The organism is Streptomyces hokutonensis, assembly GCF_042751305.1.
GTDB classification, from domain to species: Bacteria; Actinomycetota; Actinomycetes; order Streptomycetales; family Streptomycetaceae; genus Streptomyces; species Streptomyces hokutonensis_A.
The window spans coordinates 81,143-102,223 of record NZ_JBHYWD010000032.1 but is presented as its reverse complement, the minus strand read 5'-3'; the positions used below and the strand labels follow the sequence as shown (position 1 = coordinate 102,223).

General features: G+C 68.0%; 16 protein-coding genes, 1 tRNA gene and 1 pseudogene. 14 read left to right on the top strand and 4 right to left on the bottom strand.

Annotated features, from left to right (window positions below; translation table 11 throughout):
• Positions 1-84: 84 nt before the first annotated feature.
• A complete protein-coding gene (locus ACFXC1_RS46635) occupies positions 85-1,146 on the top strand; it encodes a UDP-N-acetylmuramate dehydrogenase (RefSeq protein ID WP_381255203.1) in 1,062 nt (353 codons plus the stop codon).
• Here ACFXC1_RS46635 and ACFXC1_RS46630 read toward each other — a convergent pair.
• The gene (locus tag ACFXC1_RS46630) at positions 1,143-1,775 is read right to left on the bottom strand and encodes an NAD(P)-dependent oxidoreductase (protein WP_381255201.1); all 633 of its coding nucleotides are present in this window, start codon (positions 1,773-1,775) and stop codon (positions 1,143-1,145) included. The two genes, ACFXC1_RS46635 and ACFXC1_RS46630, sit on opposite strands and share 4 nt — an antisense overlap.
• A gap of 104 nt (positions 1,776-1,879) precedes the next feature.
• Between ACFXC1_RS46630 and ACFXC1_RS46625 the strand changes: the two genes are divergently transcribed.
• Together ACFXC1_RS46625 and ACFXC1_RS46620 are read left to right on the top strand one after the other, a co-directional pair.
• Positions 1,880-2,494, top strand: a complete 615-nt coding sequence (locus ACFXC1_RS46625; protein ID WP_381255199.1) for a TetR/AcrR family transcriptional regulator — start codon at positions 1,880-1,882, stop codon at positions 2,492-2,494.
• A gap of 30 nt (positions 2,495-2,524) precedes the next feature.
• Positions 2,525-3,190, top strand: coding sequence for a hypothetical protein (locus tag ACFXC1_RS46620; protein ID WP_381255197.1), 666 nt, complete (start codon positions 2,525-2,527; stop codon positions 3,188-3,190).
• On the opposite strand, the gene ACFXC1_RS46615 is transcribed toward ACFXC1_RS46620, so the two are convergent.
• Together ACFXC1_RS46615 and ACFXC1_RS46610 are read right to left on the bottom strand one after the other, a co-directional pair.
• Positions 3,171-4,211: an adenosine deaminase gene (locus ACFXC1_RS46615; RefSeq protein WP_093627334.1), complete on the bottom strand. Its 1,041-nt coding sequence runs from the start codon at positions 4,209-4,211 to the stop codon at positions 3,171-3,173. The two genes, ACFXC1_RS46620 and ACFXC1_RS46615, sit on opposite strands and share 20 nt — an antisense overlap.
• A 129-nt stretch (positions 4,212-4,340) precedes the next feature.
• On the bottom strand, positions 4,341-5,567 hold the full coding sequence (locus ACFXC1_RS46610) for a pyridoxal phosphate-dependent aminotransferase (RefSeq protein ID WP_381255194.1): 1,227 nt from the start codon (positions 5,565-5,567) through the stop codon (positions 4,341-4,343).
• 259 nt (positions 5,568-5,826) lie between these two features.
• Between ACFXC1_RS46610 and ACFXC1_RS46605 the strand changes: the two genes are divergently transcribed.
• The 11 genes and pseudogenes from ACFXC1_RS46605 (at position 5,827) to ACFXC1_RS46555 (ending at position 19,719) form a co-directional block, all read left to right on the top strand.
• Positions 5,827-5,899, top strand: a tRNA-Trp gene (locus ACFXC1_RS46605).
• A 113-nt stretch (positions 5,900-6,012) separates the two neighbouring features.
• A complete protein-coding gene (gene secE / locus ACFXC1_RS46600) occupies positions 6,013-6,300 on the top strand; it encodes a preprotein translocase subunit SecE (RefSeq protein ID WP_019055477.1) in 288 nt (95 codons plus the stop codon).
• A gap of 77 nt (positions 6,301-6,377) precedes the next feature.
• Entirely contained in the window at positions 6,378-7,235 is an 858-nt protein-coding gene (gene nusG, locus ACFXC1_RS46595) for a transcription termination/antitermination protein NusG (RefSeq protein ID WP_381255191.1), read from the top strand.
• A 168-nt stretch (positions 7,236-7,403) separates the two neighbouring features.
• Positions 7,404-7,838 carry a 50S ribosomal protein L11 gene (gene rplK, locus ACFXC1_RS46590; protein WP_006383482.1) on the top strand — a complete coding sequence of 145 codons (435 nt, stop codon included), beginning with the start codon at positions 7,404-7,406 and terminating at the stop codon, positions 7,836-7,838.
• 77 nt (positions 7,839-7,915) lie between these two features.
• Positions 7,916-8,641, top strand: a complete 726-nt coding sequence (gene rplA / locus ACFXC1_RS46585) for a 50S ribosomal protein L1 (RefSeq protein WP_381255189.1) — start codon at positions 7,916-7,918, stop codon at positions 8,639-8,641.
• Positions 8,642-8,799: 158 nt separating this feature from the next.
• Positions 8,800-9,741: an SCO4651 family lipoprotein gene (locus ACFXC1_RS46580; protein WP_381255187.1), complete on the top strand. Its 942-nt coding sequence runs from the start codon at positions 8,800-8,802 to the stop codon at positions 9,739-9,741.
• A 67-nt stretch (positions 9,742-9,808) separates the two neighbouring features.
• Positions 9,809-10,389: pseudogene (locus tag ACFXC1_RS46575) on the top strand (SCO4651 family lipoprotein).
• 265 nt (positions 10,390-10,654) lie between these two features.
• Positions 10,655-11,185 (top strand): 50S ribosomal protein L10, encoded by a 531-nt coding sequence (gene rplJ / locus ACFXC1_RS46570; RefSeq protein ID WP_019055481.1) that lies wholly within the window; start codon positions 10,655-10,657, stop codon positions 11,183-11,185.
• Positions 11,186-11,307: 122 nt separating this feature from the next.
• Positions 11,308-11,691 carry a 50S ribosomal protein L7/L12 gene (gene rplL / locus ACFXC1_RS46565; protein ID WP_381255208.1) on the top strand — a complete coding sequence of 128 codons (384 nt, stop codon included), beginning with the start codon at positions 11,308-11,310 and terminating at the stop codon, positions 11,689-11,691.
• Between the two features lie 548 nt (positions 11,692-12,239).
• The gene (rpoB, locus tag ACFXC1_RS46560) at positions 12,240-15,725 is read left to right on the top strand and encodes a DNA-directed RNA polymerase subunit beta (RefSeq protein WP_381255186.1); all 3,486 of its coding nucleotides are present in this window, start codon (positions 12,240-12,242) and stop codon (positions 15,723-15,725) included.
• 94 nt (positions 15,726-15,819) lie between these two features.
• Entirely contained in the window at positions 15,820-19,719 is a 3,900-nt protein-coding gene (locus tag ACFXC1_RS46555) for a DNA-directed RNA polymerase subunit beta' (RefSeq protein WP_381255183.1), read from the top strand.
• Between the two features lie 87 nt (positions 19,720-19,806).
• Here the strand turns inward: ACFXC1_RS46555 and ACFXC1_RS46550 are convergent, their stop codons facing one another.
• A complete protein-coding gene (locus tag ACFXC1_RS46550) occupies positions 19,807-21,042 on the bottom strand; it encodes a M48 family metalloprotease (protein WP_381255181.1) in 1,236 nt (411 codons plus the stop codon).
• Positions 21,043-21,081: the final 39 nt, after the last annotated feature.

The window sequence follows — 21,081 nt, the reverse complement described above, 5'->3', positions numbered from 1 at the left end:
CACCAAATCCGGTGGGGCCCCACGCGCGCGTGCCCTACCCCACCGCGCCCGGCGTTGTCGGTCCCGTCTCGTACGCTTGGCCCCGTGCAGGAACTCCACGACGCTCCCCTCGCCCCGCTGACCACCTTCCGGTTGGGCGGTCCCGCGACCCGTCTGATCACCGCCGGCACCGACGCCGAGGTGATCGACGCCGTCCGCGCGGCCGACGACACCGGGACGCCGCTGCTGGTCATCGGGGGCGGGTCCAACCTCGTCATCGGGGACAAGGGGTTCGAGGGCACCGCCCTGCGCATCGCCACGCGCGGCTTCGTGCTCGACGGCACACGACTGGAGCTGGCGGCCGGCGAGGTGTGGACCGACGCCGTCGCCCGCACCGTGGAGGCCGGGCTCGCCGGGATCGAGTGCCTCGCCGGGATCCCCGGATCGGCGGGCGCGACCCCGATCCAGAACGTGGGGGCGTACGGCCAGGAGGTCTCCGCCACCATCACCGAGGTCGTCGCCTACGACCGCACCACCCGAGAGACGGTCACCCTCACCAACGAGGAGTGCGCCTTCTCCTACCGCCACAGCCGCTTCAAGGCCGAGCCCGAGCGCTACGTGGTGCTGCGCGTCCGCTTCCGGCTGGAGGACGCGGACGGGCTGTCGGCGCCGGTCAAGTACGCCGAGACGGCCCGCGCCCTCGGCGTCGAGCCCGGCGACCGGGTGCCGCTCGCGCGGGCCCGCGAGACCGTCCTGGCGCTGCGCGCCGGCAAGGGCATGGTCCTGGACCCCGAGGACCACGACACCTGGTCGGCCGGTTCCTTCTTCACCAACCCGATCCTCACCGAGGAGCAGTTCACCGCGTTCCACGCGCGCGTGCGGGAGCACCTCGGAGAGGGGACGGAGCCGCCCGCCTACCCGGCGGGGGAGGGGCACACCAAGACCTCCGCCGCCTGGCTGATCGACAAGGCGGGCTTCACCAAGGGGTACGGCAGCGGGCCCGCCCGCATCTCCACCAAGCACACCCTCGCCCTCACCAACCGCGGTGAGGCGACCACCGCCGACCTGCTCGCCCTGGCCCGCGAGGTCGTCGCAGGCGTCCACGACACCTTCGGGATCACCCTCGTCAACGAGCCGGTGACGGTCGGCGTCAGCCTCAACGACTAGTAGGCCACCCCCACCCCCTGCTTCACCGTCCCCGGATCGCCGGTCATCGCCAGCATCGCGTGGGCCACGTCCGCGCGGGCGATGAACCGGCCCTTGTCCGGGAAGCCGCCCACGACCGTGCGGTACGTGCCGGTCACCGGCTTGTTCTGCAGGCGGGGCGGCCGGACCGAGGTCCAGTCGGTCGCGCTGCGGGCCAACTCCGCCTCCATCTCCCGCAGATCGGCGTACACGTCCTTCAGGAGCGCCGAGATCAGCCCGAGCGCGGTGCGGTCGAGGAGACCCGCGCCCGCCGGTTGGGGGCCGACCGGACCGGCGCTCACCACCAGGACCCGGCGCACCCCCTCCGCCTGCATGGCGGCCAGAACCGTACGGGTGAGCCGGGTCGCGACCCCGGCGTCCTTGCGGCTGCGGGCGCCGAGCCCGGAAAGGACCGCGTCCCGGCCCGCGACCGCGGGGCGCAGCGCCTCCGGGTCGGTGAGGTCCGCGCGGAACACCTCCAGGCCCTCGCCGCGCACGGTCAGCCCGGCCGGGTCGCGTACGACCGCCGTGACCTGGTGACCCGAGGCCAGCGCCTGGCGGACGATCTCCTGACCGATGCCTCCCGTGGCACCGAAAACGGTGAGCTTCATGGCCTGCTCCTCAGCCTCACGGGGTGGGTGAGCGTTCACTCACCCCTGTCTCCCTCTAGAGTGGGTAAGTACTCACCCACTCGTCAAGCCCGAACGGACCGGTCATGGAATCCTCGAAGCCCGCCCGGGTGCGCATCCTCGACGCCGCCCACGAGCTGATGCTCACCGTCGGGCTGGCCCGGGCGACCACCAAGGAGATCGCGAAGGCCGCAGGCTGCTCCGAAGCCGCGCTCTACAAGTACTTCGCCAGCAAGGAGGAGCTGTTCATCAGCGTCCTCTCCGAACGGCTGCCCCAGCTGACCCCGCTGCTGCGCAGCCTCGCCGCCGAGCCCGGACAGCACTCCCTGGAGGACAACCTCACCGAGATCGCCCGCCAGGCGGCCCTCTTCTACGAGCAGAGCTTCCCGATCGCGGCCTCCCTGTACGCCGAGACCCAGCTCAAGCGGCGCCACGACGAGGCGCTGCGGCAGCTCGGCTCGGGCCCCCACAAGCCGATCGAGGGCCTGGACGCCTACCTCCGCGCCGAACAGACCGCAGGCCGCGTCCGCCGCGACGTGGACACCTTCGCCGCCGCCTCCCTCCTCCTCGGCGCCTGCGCACAGCGCGTGTTCGCCTACGAGGCGACGCAGACCGGCGTACGCCCGCCCGTGGACGAGTTCGCGCCCCGCATCGCCAGGACGCTGCTGGGCGGAATCTCCGTTGCCGAGGACCCCGCCTGACCGCGACCCTTGCCTCATGAGGCACACCAGATGGAGCTGAGACTCACCCAGTTCAGGCCCAGGACCGGCCCGCACGAACACCGTGTCGTCCAGCCCGGGCGGCCCCTGCGCCACACCTCACTGCGCGACCCGGCGTCGTACGGAATGCTCATGGGGGACCACGACGGGCTGAGCCGGCTGGCCGGGCTGTTCTCGTTCGCCGCGTACTCCCGGCACACCATCGTGCACATTCCGCTGCGCCGGAGCGTGCCGCCCGACGAGGGGTGCGGGGAGCTGGTCGATCTGGTGCTGGCCCGTCCGGAGACGGGGCTTCGGCCCTCCAAGTGGCCTGAACTGCGGCGGGCGTTGGGGCGTGGCACACCGCTCACCGTCCGCACGGACGAGGCCCGTACCGAGCGGCACGCGCGCGCGTGGCTCGAGCGGCCGTACGACCGCGGGCTGTTGCGGCACACCACGCACGCGCGGACGTACTTCCTCATCGGCGGGCGTGATGTCCTCGCCAGTGCGGCGACGGCGTTCGCCTACGCGGCCGGCTGGGGGCCGCGGGAGAAGCGGGTCGTCAAGGGGCAGGCGGCGTGCGTGACCTGTCTGCACCACGAACTGGTGACCCCGAGGGGCGGCCTGCGCCATCCCGAGCTCGCGATCTGTTTCAAGCCGTATCCGCCCTACGCCCACTTCAAGCGACCGGGGCGCTGAGCCAGTCGTCGATGCCGGACAGGAGCTTGGTCTTCATGTCCTCCGGGGCCGCCGAACCCCTTACCGACTGCCGGGCCAGTTCGGCCAGTTCGCGGTCCGAGAAGGCGTGGTAGCGGCGGGCGATCTCGTACTGGGCCGCCAGCCGGGAGCCGAACAGGAGCGGGTCGTCGGCGCCCAGCGCCAGGGGGACGCCGGCCTCGAAGAGGGTCCTCAGGGGCACGTCCTCGTGCTTCTCGTAGACGCCCAGGGCCACGTTCGAGGCGGGGCACACCTCACAGGTGATGCCCCGGTCCGCGAGCCGCTTCAGCAGCCGCGGGTCCTCCGCCGCGCGCACACCGTGGCCGATCCGGGTCGCGTGCAGGTCGTCCAGGCAGTCCCGCACCGAGGCCGGGCCCGCCAGCTCGCCACCGTGCGGGGCCGACAGGAGGCCGCCCTCCTGGGCGATCGCGAAGGCCCGGTCGAAGTCCCGTGCCATACCCCGGCGTTCGTCGTTCGAGAGGCCGAAACCGACCACCCCGTGGTCCGCGTACCGCACCGCCAGCCGGGCCAGCGTGCGCGCGTCCAGGGGGTGCTTCATCCGGTTCGCGGCAACCAGCACCCGCATCCCGAGCCCGGTCTCGCGGGAGGTCGTCTCCACCGCGTCCAGGATGACCTCCAGCGCCGGGATGAGCCCGCCCAGGCGCGGCGCGTACGACGTCGGGTCCACCTGGATCTCCAGCCAGCCCGAGCCGTCCCTGACGTCCTCCTCGGCGGCCTCGCGCACCAGCCGCTGGATGTCCTCGGGCTCCCGCAGGCACGACCGCGCCGCGTCGTACAGCCGCTGGAAACGGAACCAGCCCCGCTCGTCGGTCGCCCGCAGCTTCGGCGGCTCCCCGCTGGTCAGCGCCTCGGTCAGGGCGTCCGGCAGTCGTACGCCGTACTTGTCGGCCAGCTCCAGCACCGTGGTCGGCCGCATCGACCCGGTGAAGTGCAGGTGCAGATGGGCTTTCGGCAGTTCAGAGACATCACGTACACGCTCCATCCGGGAATCCTGCCGTACGTTCCCGTCGTCCCGGTACCGCTTTCCCCGATAGTGGTCTTGCTCGCACACAGCAGCGGGCCGCCTCCCCGGAGGGAAACGGCCCGCACGCGCGCGTGGAGGTACGAAAACTCAGTCCGTGGCCTCGGAGAGCAGCTTCTGGATGCGGCTGACACCCTCGACGAGATCCTCGTCACCCAGGGCGTAAGACAGCCGCAGATAGCCGGGGGTCCCGAAGGCCTCGCCCGGGACGACCGCGACCTCGGCCTCCTCCAGGATCAGCGCGGCCAGCTCGACCGAGTCCTGGGGGCGCTTGCCCCGGATCTCCTTGCCGAGGAGGGCCTTGACCGACGGGTAGACGTAGAACGCGCCCTCGGGCTCCGGGCAGAGCACGCCGTCGATCTCGTTCAGCATCCGCACGATGGTCTTGCGGCGGCGGTCGAAGGCCTCGCGCATCTCCGCCACGGCCTTCAGGTCGCCGGAGACGGCGGCCAGCGCGGCGACCTGGGCCACGTTCGAGACGTTCGACGTGGCGTGCGACTGGAGGTTGGTCGCGGCCTTGACGACGTCCTTCGGGCCGACGATCCAGCCCACCCGCCAGCCGGTCATGGCGTACGTCTTGGCGACACCGTTGACCACGATGCACTTGTCGCGCAGCTCCGGGAGGATCGCGGGCAGCGAGGTGAACTTCGCGTCCCCGTAGACGAGGTGCTCGTAGATCTCGTCCGTCATGACCCACAGGCCGTGCTCGACGGCCCAGCGGCCGATCGCCTCGGCCTCGGCCTCGCTGTAGACGGCGCCGGTCGGGTTGGACGGCGAGACGAAGAGGACGACCTTGGTGTTCTCGGTGCGGGCCGCCTCCAACTGCTCGACGGTGACGCGGTATCCGGTCGTCTCGTCGGCGACGACGTCCACCGGGACACCGCCGGCGAGACGGATCGACTCCGGGTACGTCGTCCAGTACGGCGCGGGGACGATGACCTCGTCGCCCGGGTCGAGGATCGCGGCGAACGCTTCGTAGATGGCCTGCTTGCCGCCGTTGGTGACCAGGATCTGCGAGGCGTCCACCTCGTAGCCCGAGTCGCGCAGCGTCTTCGCGGCGATCGCGGCCTTCAGCTCCGGCAGACCGCCGGCCGGGGTGTAGCGGTGGTACTTGGGGTTCGAGCAGGCCTCGATGGCGGCCTGGACGACGTAGTCCGGAGTCGGGAAGTCCGGTTCACCCGCGCCGAAGCCGATCACCGGACGCCCGGCGGCCTTGAGGGCCTTGGCCTTGGCGTCCACGGCGAGGGTGGCGGACTCGGAGATCGCGCCGACTCGGGCGGAGACCCGGCGCTCGGTGGGAGGGGTTGAGGCGCTCATGGGCCCATCGTTTCAGACCGGAAACCCGCCCGGCACACCGGATTCACGGACTGAACATGATCGGGCGAGCACTGAACAACCGTCCGGATTCCCGCCCCGGCCTGGGCGATCTTCCGTCGCCGATCCCCGTACAGGCACTTTCTGTTCGACGGCCGCCCCAGGAGCACGTACACTCCTACCTCGTTGGCCTTCAGCAGCCGCGCCCTACTTGGTGCACACCGAGCACCCGGGTGGATGCGGTACGTTGGGGATGTCACAAAGGGTCGTAGCTCAATTGGTAGAGCACCGGTCTCCAAAACCGGCGGTTGGGGGTTCAAGTCCCTCCGGCCCTGCTACACACACCTTCACCAGGATGTGTGCGCAGCGCATGTACGTACAGCAATGCACCGCCGTGCGGCTCAGACCGGGCGCGGCACGGCCACGACCCGGGAACAGGTGAGGATGAATGGCGGACGCCGTGGGCTCCATCGACATGCCTGATGCCCAGGACGAGGTGTCGGAGTCCAAGAAGAAGGCCCGCAAGGGCGGTAAGCGCGCCAAGAAGGGCCCGCTGAAGCGACTCGGCATCTTCTATCGCCAGATCGTCGCGGAACTCCGCAAGGTCGTCTGGCCGACGCGCAACCAGCTGACGACGTACACGACCGTCGTGATCGTCTTCGTCGTCATCATGATCGGTCTGGTGACCGTGATTGACTACGGACTGAATCACGCCGCGAAGTACGTCTTCGGCTGAGGCCGGAAGCGAAGGGCGCCCTGACCGGCGCCCCTTTCGCGTGTTCCACCCCCATGTATCCAGGAAGAAGCAGCCACGTGTCTGACCCGAACCTGAACGAGGCCGTCGAGCCGGACGAGTCCGTGGAAGACGAACTCGACATCGTCGAGGGCGCGGACGAGGAGCTGGACGAGGTCGAGGCTGCCGACGCCGACGCGGGCGAGCCCGCCGAGGAAGCCGCCCTGCACGTCGAGGACGAGGACGAGGAAGCGACCGAGGACCTCGACGACGAGACCGCGGCCGAGGACGACGAGGAAGAGGCCGAGCCGGCCGAGCCCGTCGACCCGGTGGTCGCCCTGCGCGAGGAACTCCGCACCCTCCCCGGCGAGTGGTACGTCATCCACACGTACGCCGGTTACGAGAACCGCGTGAAGACCAACCTGGAGCAGCGCGCCGTCTCGCTGAACGTCGAGGACTACATCTTCCAGGCCGAGGTGCCGCAGGAAGAGGTCGTCCAGATCAAGAACGGCGACCGCAAGACCATCAAGCAGAACAAGCTCCCGGGCTACGTCCTGGTCCGCATGGACCTGACGAACGAGTCCTGGGGCGTCGTCCGCAACACCCCCGGCGTCACCGGCTTCGTGGGCAACGCCTACGACCCGTACCCGCTGACCCTGGACGAGATCGTCAAGATGCTCGCCCCGGAGGCCGAGGAGAAGGCCGCCCGCGAGGCCGCCGAGGCCGAGGGCAAGCCGGTTCCGCAGCGCAAGGTCGAGGTCCAGGTGCTGGACTTCGAGGTCGGCGACTCGGTCACCGTCACCGACGGCCCGTTCGCGACGCTGCAGGCGACCATCAACGAGATCAACGCCGACTCGAAGAAGGTCAAGGGTCTCGTCGAGATCTTCGGCCGCGAGACGCCGGTCGAGCTGTCCTTCGACCAGATCCAGAAGAACTAGTTCTCCCTGGACGTACGTCTTCCGAGCAGGTCAGACGGGCTGTCAAAAGCCTCTCTGACCTGCTCGGTTTTTGGCCGCGCATGGATACCCGTTATCGTTGTGCGGTATGCCTCCATCCGGATTAACCGGACGGGGGCCGAAAACTCTCACTAGGACCCGGAGAGAGCAATGCCTCCCAAGAAGAAGAAGGTCACGGGGCTTATCAAGCTCCAGATCAACGCCGGTGCGGCGAACCCGGCCCCGCCGGTCGGCCCCGCGCTCGGTCAGCACGGCGTCAACATCATGGAGTTCTGCAAGGCCTACAACGCGGCGACCGAGTCGCAGCGCGGCTGGGTGATCCCGGTGGAGATCACGGTCTACGAGGACCGCTCCTTCACCTTCATCACCAAGACTCCGCCGGCCGCGAAGATGATCCTCAAGGCCGCGGGTGTCGAGAAGGGCTCGGGCGAGCCGCACAAGACCAAGGTCGCCAAGATCACCCAGGCGCAGGTCCGTGAGATCGCCACGACCAAGCTTCCCGACCTGAACGCCAACGACCTGGACGCCGCGTCGAAGATCATCGCCGGCACCGCCCGTTCCATGGGCATCACGGTCGAGGGCTGACCTTCACCCGCAGAAGTGATTGTGGTGGGACCTGCTCGGTCCGTACCACGACTCCTCAGAACACACCAGGAGCAGTAGTGAGCAAGCGCAGCAAGTCTCTCCGCGCTGCGGACGCCAAGATCGACCGGGACAAGCTCTACGCCCCGCTCGAGGCCGTCCGTCTCGCCAAGGAGACCTCCACCTCCAAGTTCGACGGCACCGTCGAGGTCGCCTTCCGTCTGGGTGTCGACCCGCGCAAGGCCGACCAGATGGTCCGTGGCACCGTGAACCTCCCGCACGGCACCGGTAAGACCGCCCGGGTCCTGGTCTTCGCGACCGGTGACCGTGCCGAGGCCGCGACCGCCGCGGGCGCCGACATCGTCGGCTCCGACGAACTCATCGACGAGGTGGCGAAGGGCCGGCTGGACTTCGACGCCGTCGTCGCCACCCCGGACCTCATGGGCAAGGTCGGCCGCCTCGGCCGCGTGCTCGGCCCCCGTGGTCTCATGCCGAACCCCAAGACCGGCACCGTGACGCCGGACGTGGCCAAGGCCGTCAACGAGATCAAGGGCGGAAAGATCGAGTTCCGCGTCGACAAGCACTCGAACCTGCACTTCATCATCGGCAAGTCGTCCTTCGACGACACCAAGCTGGTGGAGAACTACGGCGCGGCCCTGGACGAGATCCTCCGTCTGAAGCCGTCCGCCGCCAAGGGTCGCTACATCAAGAAGGCCGCGATCAGCACCACGATCGGCCCCGGCATTCCGGTCGACCCGAACCGCACCCGCAACCTCCTCGTCGAGGAGGACCCGGCCGCCGTCTGAGCCCCGCGCTCACCCCGGTAGCCGCGTCGCGTACGCGTCAGAATTGGACGAGCCCCGCAACCTTCGAGGTGCGGGGCTCGTCCTCTTTCGTACGGGGTGTCAGTGCTCTGCGCTAGCGTTTGAGGCAGGCACAGCAATCGCATAGGGGTGGGGGACGGATGAAGAGCACGACCGTGCGCAGGGTGGGTCTGTCGATCGCGGTGGGGACCGCGCTGGCCTCGGTGGCCGCCTGCGGTTCCACGGGCTCCTCCGGGGGCTCGGGCAAGGACGACAAGACGGTCGGCAAGGGCGCGACCCGGGTGAGCCCCATAGCGGCCCTGCGCAGCGCCGAGCAGTCCACCGACAAGGCCGACTCCGCCAAGGTCGAGTCCTCCACGGTCCTGGGCACCCTGATGTCCATGGACGCCAAGGGCAACCTCGGCTGGAGCGACGGCATCAGCGGCACGCTCACGATGAACTACACCGGCGGCTCGATGGCCGACGCGATGCGCGCGGCGGGCAGCACCTCGATGGAGGCCCGCTATCTGCCCGACGCCTACTACGCCAAGATGGGCGAGAAGTTCGCCGCGCAGGCCGGCGGCAAGCACTGGATCAAGTACGCCTACGACGACCTCGCCAAGCTCGGCGGCAGCTCCGGCGCGTACCTCAAGGACCAGATGCAGAACTCCACGCCGAACCAGTCGGTGAAGCTCCTGCTCGCCTCCGGGGACGTCAAGAAGGTCGGCACGGAGTCGGTCCGCGGCCAGCAGACCACGCACTACTCGGGCACGGTCAACGTCGCCGACCTCGCCACCAAGAACTCCAACCTCACCGCGAGCCAGCTCGCCGGCCTGAAGAAGCAGCTCACCTCGGCCGGCGTCTCCACGGAGCGGGTCGACATCTGGATCAACGCCCAGGACCTGCTGGTCAAGAAGGTCGAGAAGGGCGAGATGTCGTCGGGCGAGTACAGCCAGACCGCCTACTACAGCGACTACGGCGTGAAGGTCGAGGCCACCGTGCCCCCGGCGAGCGACACCGAGGACTTCATGTCGCTGCTGAAGAAGCAGGGGGTGACCCCGGGCAGCGCCGACACGGCGACCGGCTCCGGCACCAGCTCCTGAGCCGCCCAACTCGCCCTGGGGCCAAGGGAATTCACCAGACCGCCCAACTCGCCCCAGGGGCACGGGAATTCAGAAGACCGGAGCGGTCGGCTGCTCGAAGCTCGCCGCGGACTCCTCGCCGGACATGGCGCCCGCGGCGGCCGTGGCCCAGGCGGCGAAGCGGACGCAGGACATCACGTCCCTCCGCTATCGGATGGCCGGCGCGATGCCCGGCGAGGGGAAGGTCACGGCCGAGGCGGCCATGAGCATGAAGCCCCAGGCCATGAGCATGAGGATGACCTCGGCCAAGACCTGCTCCACCGTCCGGGTGCGCGTCGTGGACAAGGCGCTCTACCTCGACGGCGGCGCCGAGACGGCCAGGGAACTGGGCGGCAAGCACTGGGTGAAGCTCGACATGTCGGCCCTGGGCGGCCTGCGGAACAACCTCACCGCCAACGGGGGGAGCGGCGCGCGAAGAGCGTCGAGAGTTACGAGAAGATGGGCGTCGACGCGCTCACCATGGACATGTGGGTCGACGGCGACCACCACACCAAGCGGTTCCGGATGCGCGGCGATGGCGACAAGGGCCCGCTCGACATGACGGTCACCGTCCCGCCGGCGAAGGACACCACCGACCTCGCCCAGCTGATGAAGGACGCCCGGGGCTGAGCCGTACAGGCGGATTTGCTTGGGCGTGTACGGGTCCCGTACTCTTCGGGAGAAGCCAAAGACCGCTGGTCGTTGCCGTGCCTGTCAAAGGGTGTGGTGACCGAAGGATCCGCTGAACAGTGGACGACCCGCGCAGGTGAACTGGATGTGCTCCCGGAGACGTTGTTTCCGGTCGAGCTACGCCCCGTGCGCCTGCGCCGGGGCGTTTTCTCTGTCCCAGCCCCTTCTGAGCGGTCCTCATCACCCGGAAGGAGGCCGACGCTCTATGGCAAGGCCCGACAAGGCTGCCGCGGTAGCCGAGCTTGCGGACCAGTTCCGCGACTCGAACGCCGCCGTGCTGACCGAGTACCGGGGTCTCACCGTGGCGCAGCTCAAGACGCTGCGTCGTTCGCTCGGTGAGAACGCCCAGTACGCCGTGGTGAAGAACACGCTGACCAAGATTGCGGCCAACGAGGCCGGGATCTCTACGCTCGACGACCTGTTCAACGGTCCGACGGCGGTCGCCTTCATCACCGGTGACCCGGTGGAGTCGGCGAAGGGTCTTCGTGACTTCGCCAAGGACAACCCGAACCTCGTCATCAAGGGCGGTGTCCTTGACGGCAAGGCGCTGTCCGCCGACGAGATCAAGAAGCTCGCGGACCTCGAGTCCCGCGAGGTTCTGCTCTCCAAGCTGGCGGGTGCCTTCAAGGGCAAGCAGACTCAGGCTGCGCAGCTCTTCCAGGCGCTTCCGTCGAAGCTCGTCCGCACGGTGGACGCCCTTCGCGCCAAGCAAGAAGAGCAGGGCGGTGCCGAGTAATTCGGCTCGCAGCATGACCGCCGCCTGAAGCAGCCAGCCCAAGGCAGTGGTCGTAGCGGGCCGAACGTACGCCCGCCAGACATGTACACACCGGCACCAGCCGAAATTAGTGGAAGGAAGCCATCGTGGCTCTCACCCAGGACGAACTGCTCGCCGAGTTCGAGACCATGACCCTCATCCAGCTTTCCGAGTTCGTGAAGGCGTTCGAGGAGAAGTTCGACGTCACCGCCGCCGCCGCGGTCGCCGTTGCCGGCCCCGCCGCCCCCGGCGCCCCGGCCGAGGCCGCTGAGGAGCAGGACGAGTTCGACGTCATCCTCACCGGCGCCGGCGAGAAGAAGATCCAGGTCATCAAGGTCGTGCGTGAGCTGACCTCGCTGGGTCTCAAGGAGGCCAAGGACCTCGTGGACGGCGCCCCGAAGCCCGTCGTCGAGAAGGTCGCCAAGGACGTCGCCGAGAAGGCCGCCGAGTCCCTCAAGGCCGCCGGCGCCTCCGTCGAGGTCAAGTAACACCTCGAGGTCGTGGACGAGGTCTCAAGGACCTTGTAACGCCTAAGCACCGAAGAGCGATCATCCATCTGGGTGGTCGCTCTTCGGCGTTCCTGGGTCGGGTGAGCGGCAGCCTTGCAGCCAGGGGTTCGCGGAGTATGGTGATCTTCTTCGTGCCTCCGAGCACCCTGGTGGCATGTGGGGTGGGCCATGCAGGCCTTGACGAACCGCACGCAGCGCGCAATTCTCAGGACGCGTCGTCACAACGATCCGAATCCGAGGCATGGATCGGCGGCGAAGAGGGCAGTATCAACGCGTTGAGGACGTGAGCTTGCCGAGGGTGTTGAGCACGACGAGGGTCTCAAAAAAGCGGGGCTGGACATCAGTGCGCCAAGTGGCTACACTGACCCTTTGCGCTGCCTGTTAGCTGCTCCCTGCCCGTCACCAGGGGCATGCCCTCGCTCTAGCACCGACGACCGGATTGTCCCTGACCTGGGACTTCTGTCTCTGTGCGCGAGTGGGGGGCCGGTACGCGCGTAGTGAGTCCGAGCCCTCGGAAGGACCCCCTCTTGGCCGCCTCGCGCACTGCCTCGACCGCGAATATGAACAACGGCGCCAGCACCGCCCCGCTGCGCATCTCCTTTGCAAAGATCAAGGAGCCCCTCGAGGTTCCCAACCTGCTCGCGTTGCAGACCGAGAGCTTCGACTGGCTGCTCGGCAACACCGCCTGGCAGAGTCGGGTCGAGGCGGCTCTGGAGTCGGGTCAGGACGTCCCCACCAAGTCCGGTCTGGAGGAGATCTTCGAGGAGATCTCTCCGATCGAGGACTTCTCCGGGTCGATGTCGCTGACCTTCCGCGACCACCGTTTCGAACCTCCCAAGAACAGCATCGACGAGTGCAAGGAGCGCGACTTCACGTACGCCGCCCCGCTCTTCGTAACCGCTGAGTTCACCAACAACGAGACCGGCGAGATCAAGTCCCAGACGGTCTTCATGGGCGACTTCCCGCTCATGACCAACAAGGGCACCTTCGTCATCAACGGCACCGAGCGTGTCGTCGTGTCGCAGCTGGTCCGCTCGCCGGGCGTCTACTTCGACTCCTCGATCGACAAGACGTCCGACAAGGACATCTTCTCCGCCAAGGTGATCCCCTCCCGGGGTGCCTGGCTGGAGATGGAGATCGACAAGCGCGACATGGTCGGTGTCCGCATCGACCGCAAGCGCAAGCAGTCCGTCACCGTCCTGCTCAAGGCTCTCGGTTGGACGACCGAGCAGATCCTCGAGGAGTTCGGCGAGTACGAGTCCATGCGCGCCACCCTGGAGAAGGACCACACCCAGGGCCAGGACGACGCGCTCCTCGACATCTACCGCAAGCTGCGTCCGGGCGAGCCCCCGACCCGCGAGGCCGCGCAGACGCTTCTGGAGAACCTCTACTTCAACCCGAAGCGCTACGACCTCGCCAAGGTCGGCCGCTACAAGGTCAACAAGAAGCTGGGCGGCGAAGCCCCGCTGGACGCCGGTGTGCTGACCGTCGAGGACATCATCTCGTCGATCAAGTACCTGGTGAAGCTGCACGCCGGCGAGACCGAGACCGTCGGTGACAACGGCACGACGATCGTCGTCGAGACCGACGACATCGACCACTTCGGCAACCGTCGTCTGCGCAACGTCGGCGAGCTCATCCAGAACCAGGTCCGTACGGGTCTGGCGCGTATGGAGCGAGTCGTCCGCGAGCGGATGACGACCCAGGACGTCGAGGCGATCACGCCGCAGACCCTGATCAACATCCGGCCGGTCGTCGCCTCCATCAAGGAGTTCTTCGGCACCAGCCAGCTGTCGCAGTTCATGGACCAGAACAACCCGCTGTCGGGTCTCACCCACAAGCGCCGTCTGTCGGCGCTTGGCCCGGGTGGTCTCTCCCGTGAGCGGGCCGGCTTCGAGGTCCGTGACGTGCACCCCTCGCACTACGGCCGCATGTGCCCGATCGAGACCCCCGAAGGCCCGAACATCGGCCTGATCGGCTCGCTCGCCTCCTACGGCCGCGTCAACGCGTTCGGTTTCGTCGAGACGCCGTACCGCCGGGTCACCGACGGTGTCGTCACCGACGAGGTCGACTACCTGACGGCCGACGAAGAGGACCGATTCGTCATCGCGCAGGCCAACGCGCCGCTGACGGAGGAGTTCCGCTTCGAGGAGTCCCGCGTCCTGGTCCGCATCCGCGGCGGCGAGGTCGACTACGTCCCCGGTGACGACGTCGACTACATGGACGTCTCCCCGCGCCAGATGGTGTCGGTCGCGACCGCGATGATCCCGTTCCTGGAGCACGACGACGCCAACCGTGCCCTCATGGGCGCGAACATGATGCGTCAGGCCGTGCCCCTCATCAAGTCCGAGGCGCCGCTGGTCGGCACCGGCATGGAGTACCGCTGCGCGGTCGACGCCGGTGACGTCCTGAAGTCGGAGAAGGACGGTGTGGTCCAGGAGGTCTCCGCGGACTACATCACCACCGCCAACGACGACGGCACGTACACCACGTACCGCCTCGCCAAGTTCTCCCGCTCCAACCAGGGCACCTCCGTCAACCAGAAGGTTGTCGTGGACGAGGGCGCCCGGGTCGTCGCCAACCAGGTGCTGGCCGACGGTCCGGCGACCGAGTTCGGCGAGATGGCGCTCGGCAAGAACCTGCTCGTGGCGTTCATGCCCTGGGAGGGTCACAACTACGAGGACGCGATCATCCTGTCGCAGCGCCTCGTACAGGACGACGTCCTCTCCTCGATCCACATCGAGGAGCACGAGGTCGACGCCCGTGACACCAAGCTCGGCCCCGAGGAGATCACCCGGGACATCCCGAACGTCTCCGAGGAGGTCCTCGCCGACCTCGACGAGCGCGGCATCATCCGGATCGGTGCCGAGGTCGTCGCCGGTGACATCCTCGTCGGCAAGGTCACGCCCAAGGGCGAGACCGAGCTGACCCCCGAGGAGCGCCTGCTCCGCGCGATCTTTGGTGAGAAGGCGCGCGAAGTACGCGACACCTCGCTGAAGGTGCCGCACGGCGAGATCGGCAAGGTCATCGGCGTCCGCGTCTTCGACCGCGAGGAGGGCGACGAACTGCCGCCCGGCGTCAACCAGTTGGTCCGGGTGTATGTTGCGCAGAAGCGCAAGATCACCGACGGTGACAAGCTGGCCGGCCGTCACGGCAACAAGGGTGTTATTTCGAAGATCCTGCCCATCGAGGACATGCCGTTCCTCGAGGACGGGACTCCGGTCGACATCATCCTCAACCCGCTGGGTGTCCCGTCCCGAATGAACCCGGGACAGGTCCTGGAGATCCACCTCGGCTGGCTCGCCAGCCGCGGCTGGGACGTCTCCGGGCTCAGCGACGAGTGGGCGCGCCGCCTGCAGGCCATCGGCGCCGACCAGGTCGCCCCGGGCACCAACGTCGCGACCCCGGTCTTCGACGGCGCCCGCGAGGACGAGATCTCCGGTCTCTTCGAGGCCACGATCCCGAACCGCGACGGCGACCGCCTGGTCCAGGCCTCCGGAAAGGCCAACCTGTTCGACGGCCGCTCCGGCGAGCCGTTCCCGGAGCCGATCTCGATCGGCTACATGTACATCCTGAAGCTGCACCACCTGGTCGACGACAAGCTGCACGCCCGTTCGACCGGTCCGTACTCGATGATCACCCAGCAGCCGCTGGGTGGTAAGGCGCAGTTCGGTGGTCAGCGATTCGGCGAGATGGAGGTGTGGGCGCTGGAGGCATACGGCGCCGCCTACGCCCTCCAGGAACTGCTGACCATCAAGTCCGACGACGTCACCGGCCGCGTGAAGGTCTACGAGGCCATCGTCAAGGGCGAGAACATCCCCGAGCCCGGCATCCCCGAGTCCTTCAAGGTGCTCATCAAGGAGATGCAGTCGCTCTGCCTGAACGTGGAGGTGCTGTCCAGTGACGGTATGTCCATCGAGATGCGTGACACCGACGAGGATGTCTTCCGCGCAGCGGAGGAGCTCGGCATCGACCTGTCCCGGCGCGAGCCGAGCAGCGTCGAAGAGGTCTGACGGGAGTCCGGAGACCTGCCGCGCGCAGGTCTCCGGCCCCAGGACCCCCGTATCAGACCCCAAGACTTACAACCCTGAGAGGGATTGACGCATAGTGCTCGACGTCAACTTCTTCGATGAGCTCCGGATCGGTCTGGCAACCGCTGACGACATCCGTCAGTGGAGCCACGGCGAGGTCAAGAAGCCCGAGACCATCAACTACCGCACCCTCAAGCCCGAAAAGGACGGACTCTTCTGCGAGAAGATCTTCGGTCCGACCCGGGACTGGGAGTGCTACTGCGGCAAGTACAAGCGCGTCCGCTTCAAGGGCATCATCTGTGAGCGCTGCGGCGTCGAGGTGACCCGCGCCAAGGTGCGCCGTGAGCGGATGGGCCACATCGAACTGGCCGCGCCCGTCACGCACATCTGGTACTTCAAGGGTGTCCCGTCCCGGCTGGGATACCTGCTCGACCTCGCCCCGAAGGACCTCGAGAAGGTCATCTACTTCGCGGCGTACATGATCACGTTCGTCGACGAGGAGCGCCGCACCCGCGACCTGCCGTCCCTGGAGGCGCACGTCTCCGTGGAGCGTCAGCAGGTCGAGAACCGGCGTGACTCCGACCTCGAAGCCCGCGCCAAGAAGCTCGAGGCCGACCTGGCCGAGCTGGAGGCCGAGGGTGCCAAGGCCGACGTGCGCCGCAAGGTGCGCGAAGGCGCCGAGCGGGAGATGAAGCAGCTGCGCGACCGTGCGCAGCGCGAGATCGACCGCCTGGACGAGGTGTGGACCCGGTTCAAGAACCTCAAGGTCCAGGACCTCGAGGGTGACGAGCTGCTCTACCGCGAGCTGCGGGACCGCTTCGGCACCTACTTCGACGGTTCGATGGGTGCCGCGGCGCTGCAGAAGCGCCTGGAGTCCTTCGACCTCGAGGAGGAGGCCGAGCGCCTCCGCGAGATCATCCGCACCGGCAAGGGCCAGAAGAAGACCCGCGCCCTGAAGCGGCTGAAGGTCGTGTCTGCCTTCCTGCAGACCTCCAACAGCCCCAAGGGCATGGTCCTCGACTGCGTCCCGGTCATCCCGCCGGACCTCCGCCCGATGGTGCAGCTGGACGGTGGCCGCTTCGCGACCTCCGACCTGAACGACCTGTACCGCCGTGTGATCAACCGCAACAACCGCCTGAAGCGCCTTCTCGACCTCGGTGCCCCCGAGATCATCGTGAACAACGAGAAGCGCATGCTCCAGGAGGCCGTCGACGCGCTCTTCGACAACGGCCGTCGTGGCCGCCCGGTGACGGGCCCCGGCAACCGTCCGCTGAAGTCGCTGTCCGACATGCTCAAGGGCAAGCAGGGTCGCTTCCGTCAGAACCTGCTCGGCAAGCGCGTGGACTACTCCGCGCGTTCCGTGATCGTCGTCGGTCCGCAGCTGAAGCTGCACCAGTGCGGTCTGCCGAAGGCCATGGCGCTGGAACTCTTCAAGCCGTTCGTGATGAAGCGCCTGGTCGACCTGAACCACGCGCAGAACATCAAGTCGGCGAAGCGGATGGTCGAGCGCGGCCGCACGGTCGTCTACGACGTCCTGGAAGAGGTCATCGCGGAGCACCCGGTTCTCCTGAACCGTGCGCCCACGCTGCACCGCCTCGGCATCCAGGCCTTCGAGCCGCAGCTGGTCGAGGGCAAGGCCATCCAGATCCACCCGCTCGTCTGCACCGCGTTCAACGCGGACTTCGACGGCGACCAGATGGCCGTGCACCTGCCGCTCTCCGCGGAGGCGCAGGCCGAGGCCCGCATCCTGATGCTGTCCTCGAACAACATCCTGAAGCCGGCCGACGGTCGTCCCGTCACCATGCCGACCCAGGACATGGTGCTGGGCCTGTTCTTCCTCACCACCGACGGCGAGCTCCGTGACGTCAAGGGCGAGGGCCGCGCGTTCGGCTCCACGGCCGAGGCGACCATGGCGTTCGACGCCGGCGAGCTGGCGCTCCAGTCGGCCGTCGACATCCGCTTCCCGGTGGGCACCATCCCGCCGCGTGGCTGGGTGCCGCCGGTCCGCGAGGAGGGCGAGCCCGAGTGGCAGCAGGGTGACACCTTCCGCCTCCGTACGACCCTGGGCCGCGCGCTCTTCAACGAGCTGCTGCCCGAGGACTACCCGTTCGTCGACTACTCGGTGGGCAAGAAGCAGCTCTCCGAGATCGTCAACGACCTGGCCGAGCGCTACCCCAAGGTCATCGTGGCGGCGACGCTCGACAACCTGAAGGCGGCCGGCTTCTTCTGGGCGACCCGTTCCGGTGTCACCGTGGCCATCTCCGACGTCGTCGTTCCCGAGGCGAAGAAGGAGATCGTCAAGGGCTACGAGGCCAAGGACGAGAAGGTCCAGAAGCAGTACGAGCGCGGTCTGATCACCAAGGAAGAGCGCACGCAGGAGCTCATCCAGATCTGGACCCAGGCGACCAACGAGGTCGCCGAGGCGATGAACGAGAACTTCCCCAAGACGAACCCCATCTTCATGATGGTTGACTCGGGTGCCCGAGGAAACATGATGCAGATGCGTCAGATCGCCGGTATGCGTGGTCTGGTGTCGAACGCCAAGAACGAGACGATTCCCCGTCCCATCAAGGCGTCCTTCCGTGAAGGCCTGTCCGTGCTGGAGTACTTCATCTCCACCCACGGTGCCCGTAAGGGTCTGGCCGACACCGCCCTCCGTACCGCCGACTCGGGTTACCTCACCCGTCGTCTCGTCGACGTCTCCCAGGACGTCATCATCCGCGAGGAGGACTGCGGCACCGACCGCGGCCTCAAGCTGCACATCGCGGAGCGCGGCGCGGACGGTGTCCTGCGCAAGGCGGAGAACGTCGAGACCAGCGTGTACGCCCGTGCGCTGGCCGAGGACATCACCGTCGACGGCAAGGTGCTGGCCCCGGCCAACACCGACCTCGGCGACGTCCTCATCGACGAGCTGGTCAAGCACGGCATCGAGACGGTCAAGACCCGCTCGGTCCTGACCTGCGAGTCCGCCGTCGGTACCTGCGCCATGTGCTACGGCCGCTCGCTGGCCACCGGCAAGCTGGTCGACATCGGTGAGGCGGTCGGCATCATCGCCGCCCAGTCCATCGGTGAGCCCGGCACGCAGCTGACGATGCGTACCTTCCACACCGGTGGTGTGGCCGGTGACGACATCACCCAGGGTCTGCCCCGTGTCGTCGAGCTCTTCGAGGCTCGTACGCCGAAGGGTGTCGCCCCGATCTCCGAGGCCCAGGGCCGCGTGCGGATCGAGGAGACCGAGAAGACCAAGAAGATCGTCGTCACCCCGGACGACGGCAGCGACGAGACGGCGTTCCCGATCTCGAAGCGTGCCCGTCTTCTGGTCAGCGAGGGCGAGCACGTCGAGGTGGGCCAGAAGCTCACCGTGGGTGCCACCAACCCGCACGACGTGCTGCGCATCCTGGGTCAGCGTGCCGTCCAGGTCCACCTGGTCGGCGAGGTCCAGAAGGTGTACAACTCGCAGGGTGTGTCGATCCACGACAAGCACATCGAGATCATCATCCGGCAGATGCTCCGCCGCGTGACGATCATCGAGTCCGGCGACGCCGAGCTGCTGCCCGGCGAGCTGGTCGAGCGCTCCCGCTTCGAGCAGGAGAACCGTCGTGTGGTCCAGGAGGGCGGTCACCCGGCCTCCGGTCGTCCGCAGCTCATGGGTATCACCAAGGCCTCGCTGGCCACGGAGTCCTGGCTGTCGGCGGCGTCCTTCCAGGAGACGACCAGGGTTCTGACGGACGCGGCGATCAACGCCAAGTCCGACTCCCTGATCGGCCTCAAGGAGAACGTCATCATCGGTAAGCTCATCCCGGCCGGTACGGGTCTGTCCCGCTACCGCAACATCCGGGTGGAGCCCACCGAGGAGGCCAAGGCCGCGATGTACTCGGCCGTCGGCTACGACGACATCGACTACTCGCCGTTCGGCACCGGCTCCGGCCAGGCCGTCCCGCTGGAGGACTACGACTACGGTCCGTACAACCAGTAGTAGTCGGCTCTGAAGTACTGAGGGCGGCCATCCCGTTTCGTACGGGGTGGCCGCCCTCAGGCGTGTATCGGGCCGTCGTGCCCGTGCTCAGTACGGCCGCTGCGGCTGGAGGTACTGCTGCAGGTGGTGCAGGCGGGTGTGGTAGTCCGGGTGGGAGGAGAGCAGCTTGCTCAGTGCGCTCTCCTCGACGGGCACCCCGCCGTTCAGCGCGGTCTGCGCGGCCTGCTCGTGCTGCTCGCCCTGGTGCAGCTTGTCGAGTACGGAGGCCAGCATCGGGGCGAAACCGAGGGCGGCGGCGTGCTCGTCGGCGCGCAGTTCGGCACGCCGGCCGACGGCGGCGAGCGCGTACGGCACGCCCAGGATCAGCAGCGGCAGCCCGTACAGGGTGCTGATCGTGGCGAACGCGAGACCGCCGACGATCATCACGACGAAGGCGACGCCGAAGCAGCCGAAGGCGCGCGAGACGTGGAAGGCGACGACGGAGACCGCCTTCAGCACCCGCCAGGCCATCCGGCCCGGCAGCGCGTACCAGTAGCCGAGCAGCCCGGACCAGGCGTGGCCGCCGACGTGGTGGCCGAGTTCGTGCGCCATGACGGCGGCCAGCTCGCCGTTGGGCAGCTCGTTCAGAGCGAAGCGGGTGACGCCGACGATGTGGCCGGCCGCGGCGACCGCGTTCAGGCCGTCGCTGTCCTCGACCCACAGCTCGTAGTTACGGCCCTCGACGCCGGCGCGGGCGGTGACCTCCCGCCAGACCGGTTCGATTTTGGCTCGTTCTTGCGGAGTGGGGTAGCGCAGGTGGAGCAGACGGCGCGCGAGGGCGCTTTCCGTGGGGCGGTGGAACACGAGTGCGCCGCTGGCCAGCCAGAGCAGGATGATCAGGAACGCGAGCTTGCCGAAGAAGGCGGAGAACAGGCCGACAACGGCGAGGCTGCACAGGAAGTTCGGCAGATAGAGCAGCAGGTTGCCGACCGCGGTGGCGTCCGTGTGGCGCTGCTGGCTGGAGATGTGGACGCGGCGGGCGTCGGTGTTGATGTGGTTCGGGTGGTCCGGGTCGTCGGCGGGCGCGGGCTTGGCGGCCGGGGCCGGAGCAGGGGCCGCCTGGGCCCGGGCAGGGGGAGTCAGGGGTACCTGGGGCGGGGTCTGCGGGTACTGCGGGGGTATCGGGGCGGAGGCCTGCGGGGCCTGCGGGTAGGTGTACGGGGACTGCGGATAGGCGGGCGGCTGCGGCTGCTGCTGGGGGTACTGCGGGGGTACCTGCGCAGACTGCTGGGGGTATTCGGGGTACTCCGGGTACTCCGGGTATCCCGGTGGCTGTTGGGTCATGGTGCTTGCTTCCTTCGGAGGCGGGGACGGGTGCCGGTG

Excerpts from the sequence above, each read along its gene's own strand:
- ACFXC1_RS46630 (WP_381255201.1), bottom strand. The coding sequence starts at position 1,775 with ATGAAGCTCACCGTTTTCGGTGCCACGGGAGGCATCGGTCAGGAGATC.
- ACFXC1_RS46625 (WP_381255199.1), top strand. The coding sequence starts at position 1,880 with ATGGAATCCTCGAAGCCCGCCCGGGTGCGCATCCTCGACGCCGCCCAC.
- ACFXC1_RS46620 (WP_381255197.1), top strand. The coding sequence starts at position 2,525 with ATGGAGCTGAGACTCACCCAGTTCAGGCCCAGGACCGGCCCGCACGAA.
- ACFXC1_RS46615 (WP_093627334.1), bottom strand. The coding sequence starts at position 4,211 with ATGGAGCGTGTACGTGATGTCTCTGAACTGCCGAAAGCCCATCTGCAC.
- ACFXC1_RS46610 (WP_381255194.1), bottom strand. The coding sequence starts at position 5,567 with ATGAGCGCCTCAACCCCTCCCACCGAGCGCCGGGTCTCCGCCCGAGTC.
- secE (WP_019055477.1), top strand. The coding sequence starts at position 6,013 with ATGGCGGACGCCGTGGGCTCCATCGACATGCCTGATGCCCAGGACGAG.
- rplK (WP_006383482.1), top strand. The coding sequence starts at position 7,404 with ATGCCTCCCAAGAAGAAGAAGGTCACGGGGCTTATCAAGCTCCAGATC.
- ACFXC1_RS46580 (WP_381255187.1), top strand. The coding sequence starts at position 8,800 with ATGAAGAGCACGACCGTGCGCAGGGTGGGTCTGTCGATCGCGGTGGGG.
- rplJ (WP_019055481.1), top strand. The coding sequence starts at position 10,655 with ATGGCAAGGCCCGACAAGGCTGCCGCGGTAGCCGAGCTTGCGGACCAG.
- ACFXC1_RS46550 (WP_381255181.1), bottom strand. The coding sequence starts at position 21,042 with ATGACCCAACAGCCACCGGGATACCCGGAGTACCCGGAGTACCCCGAA.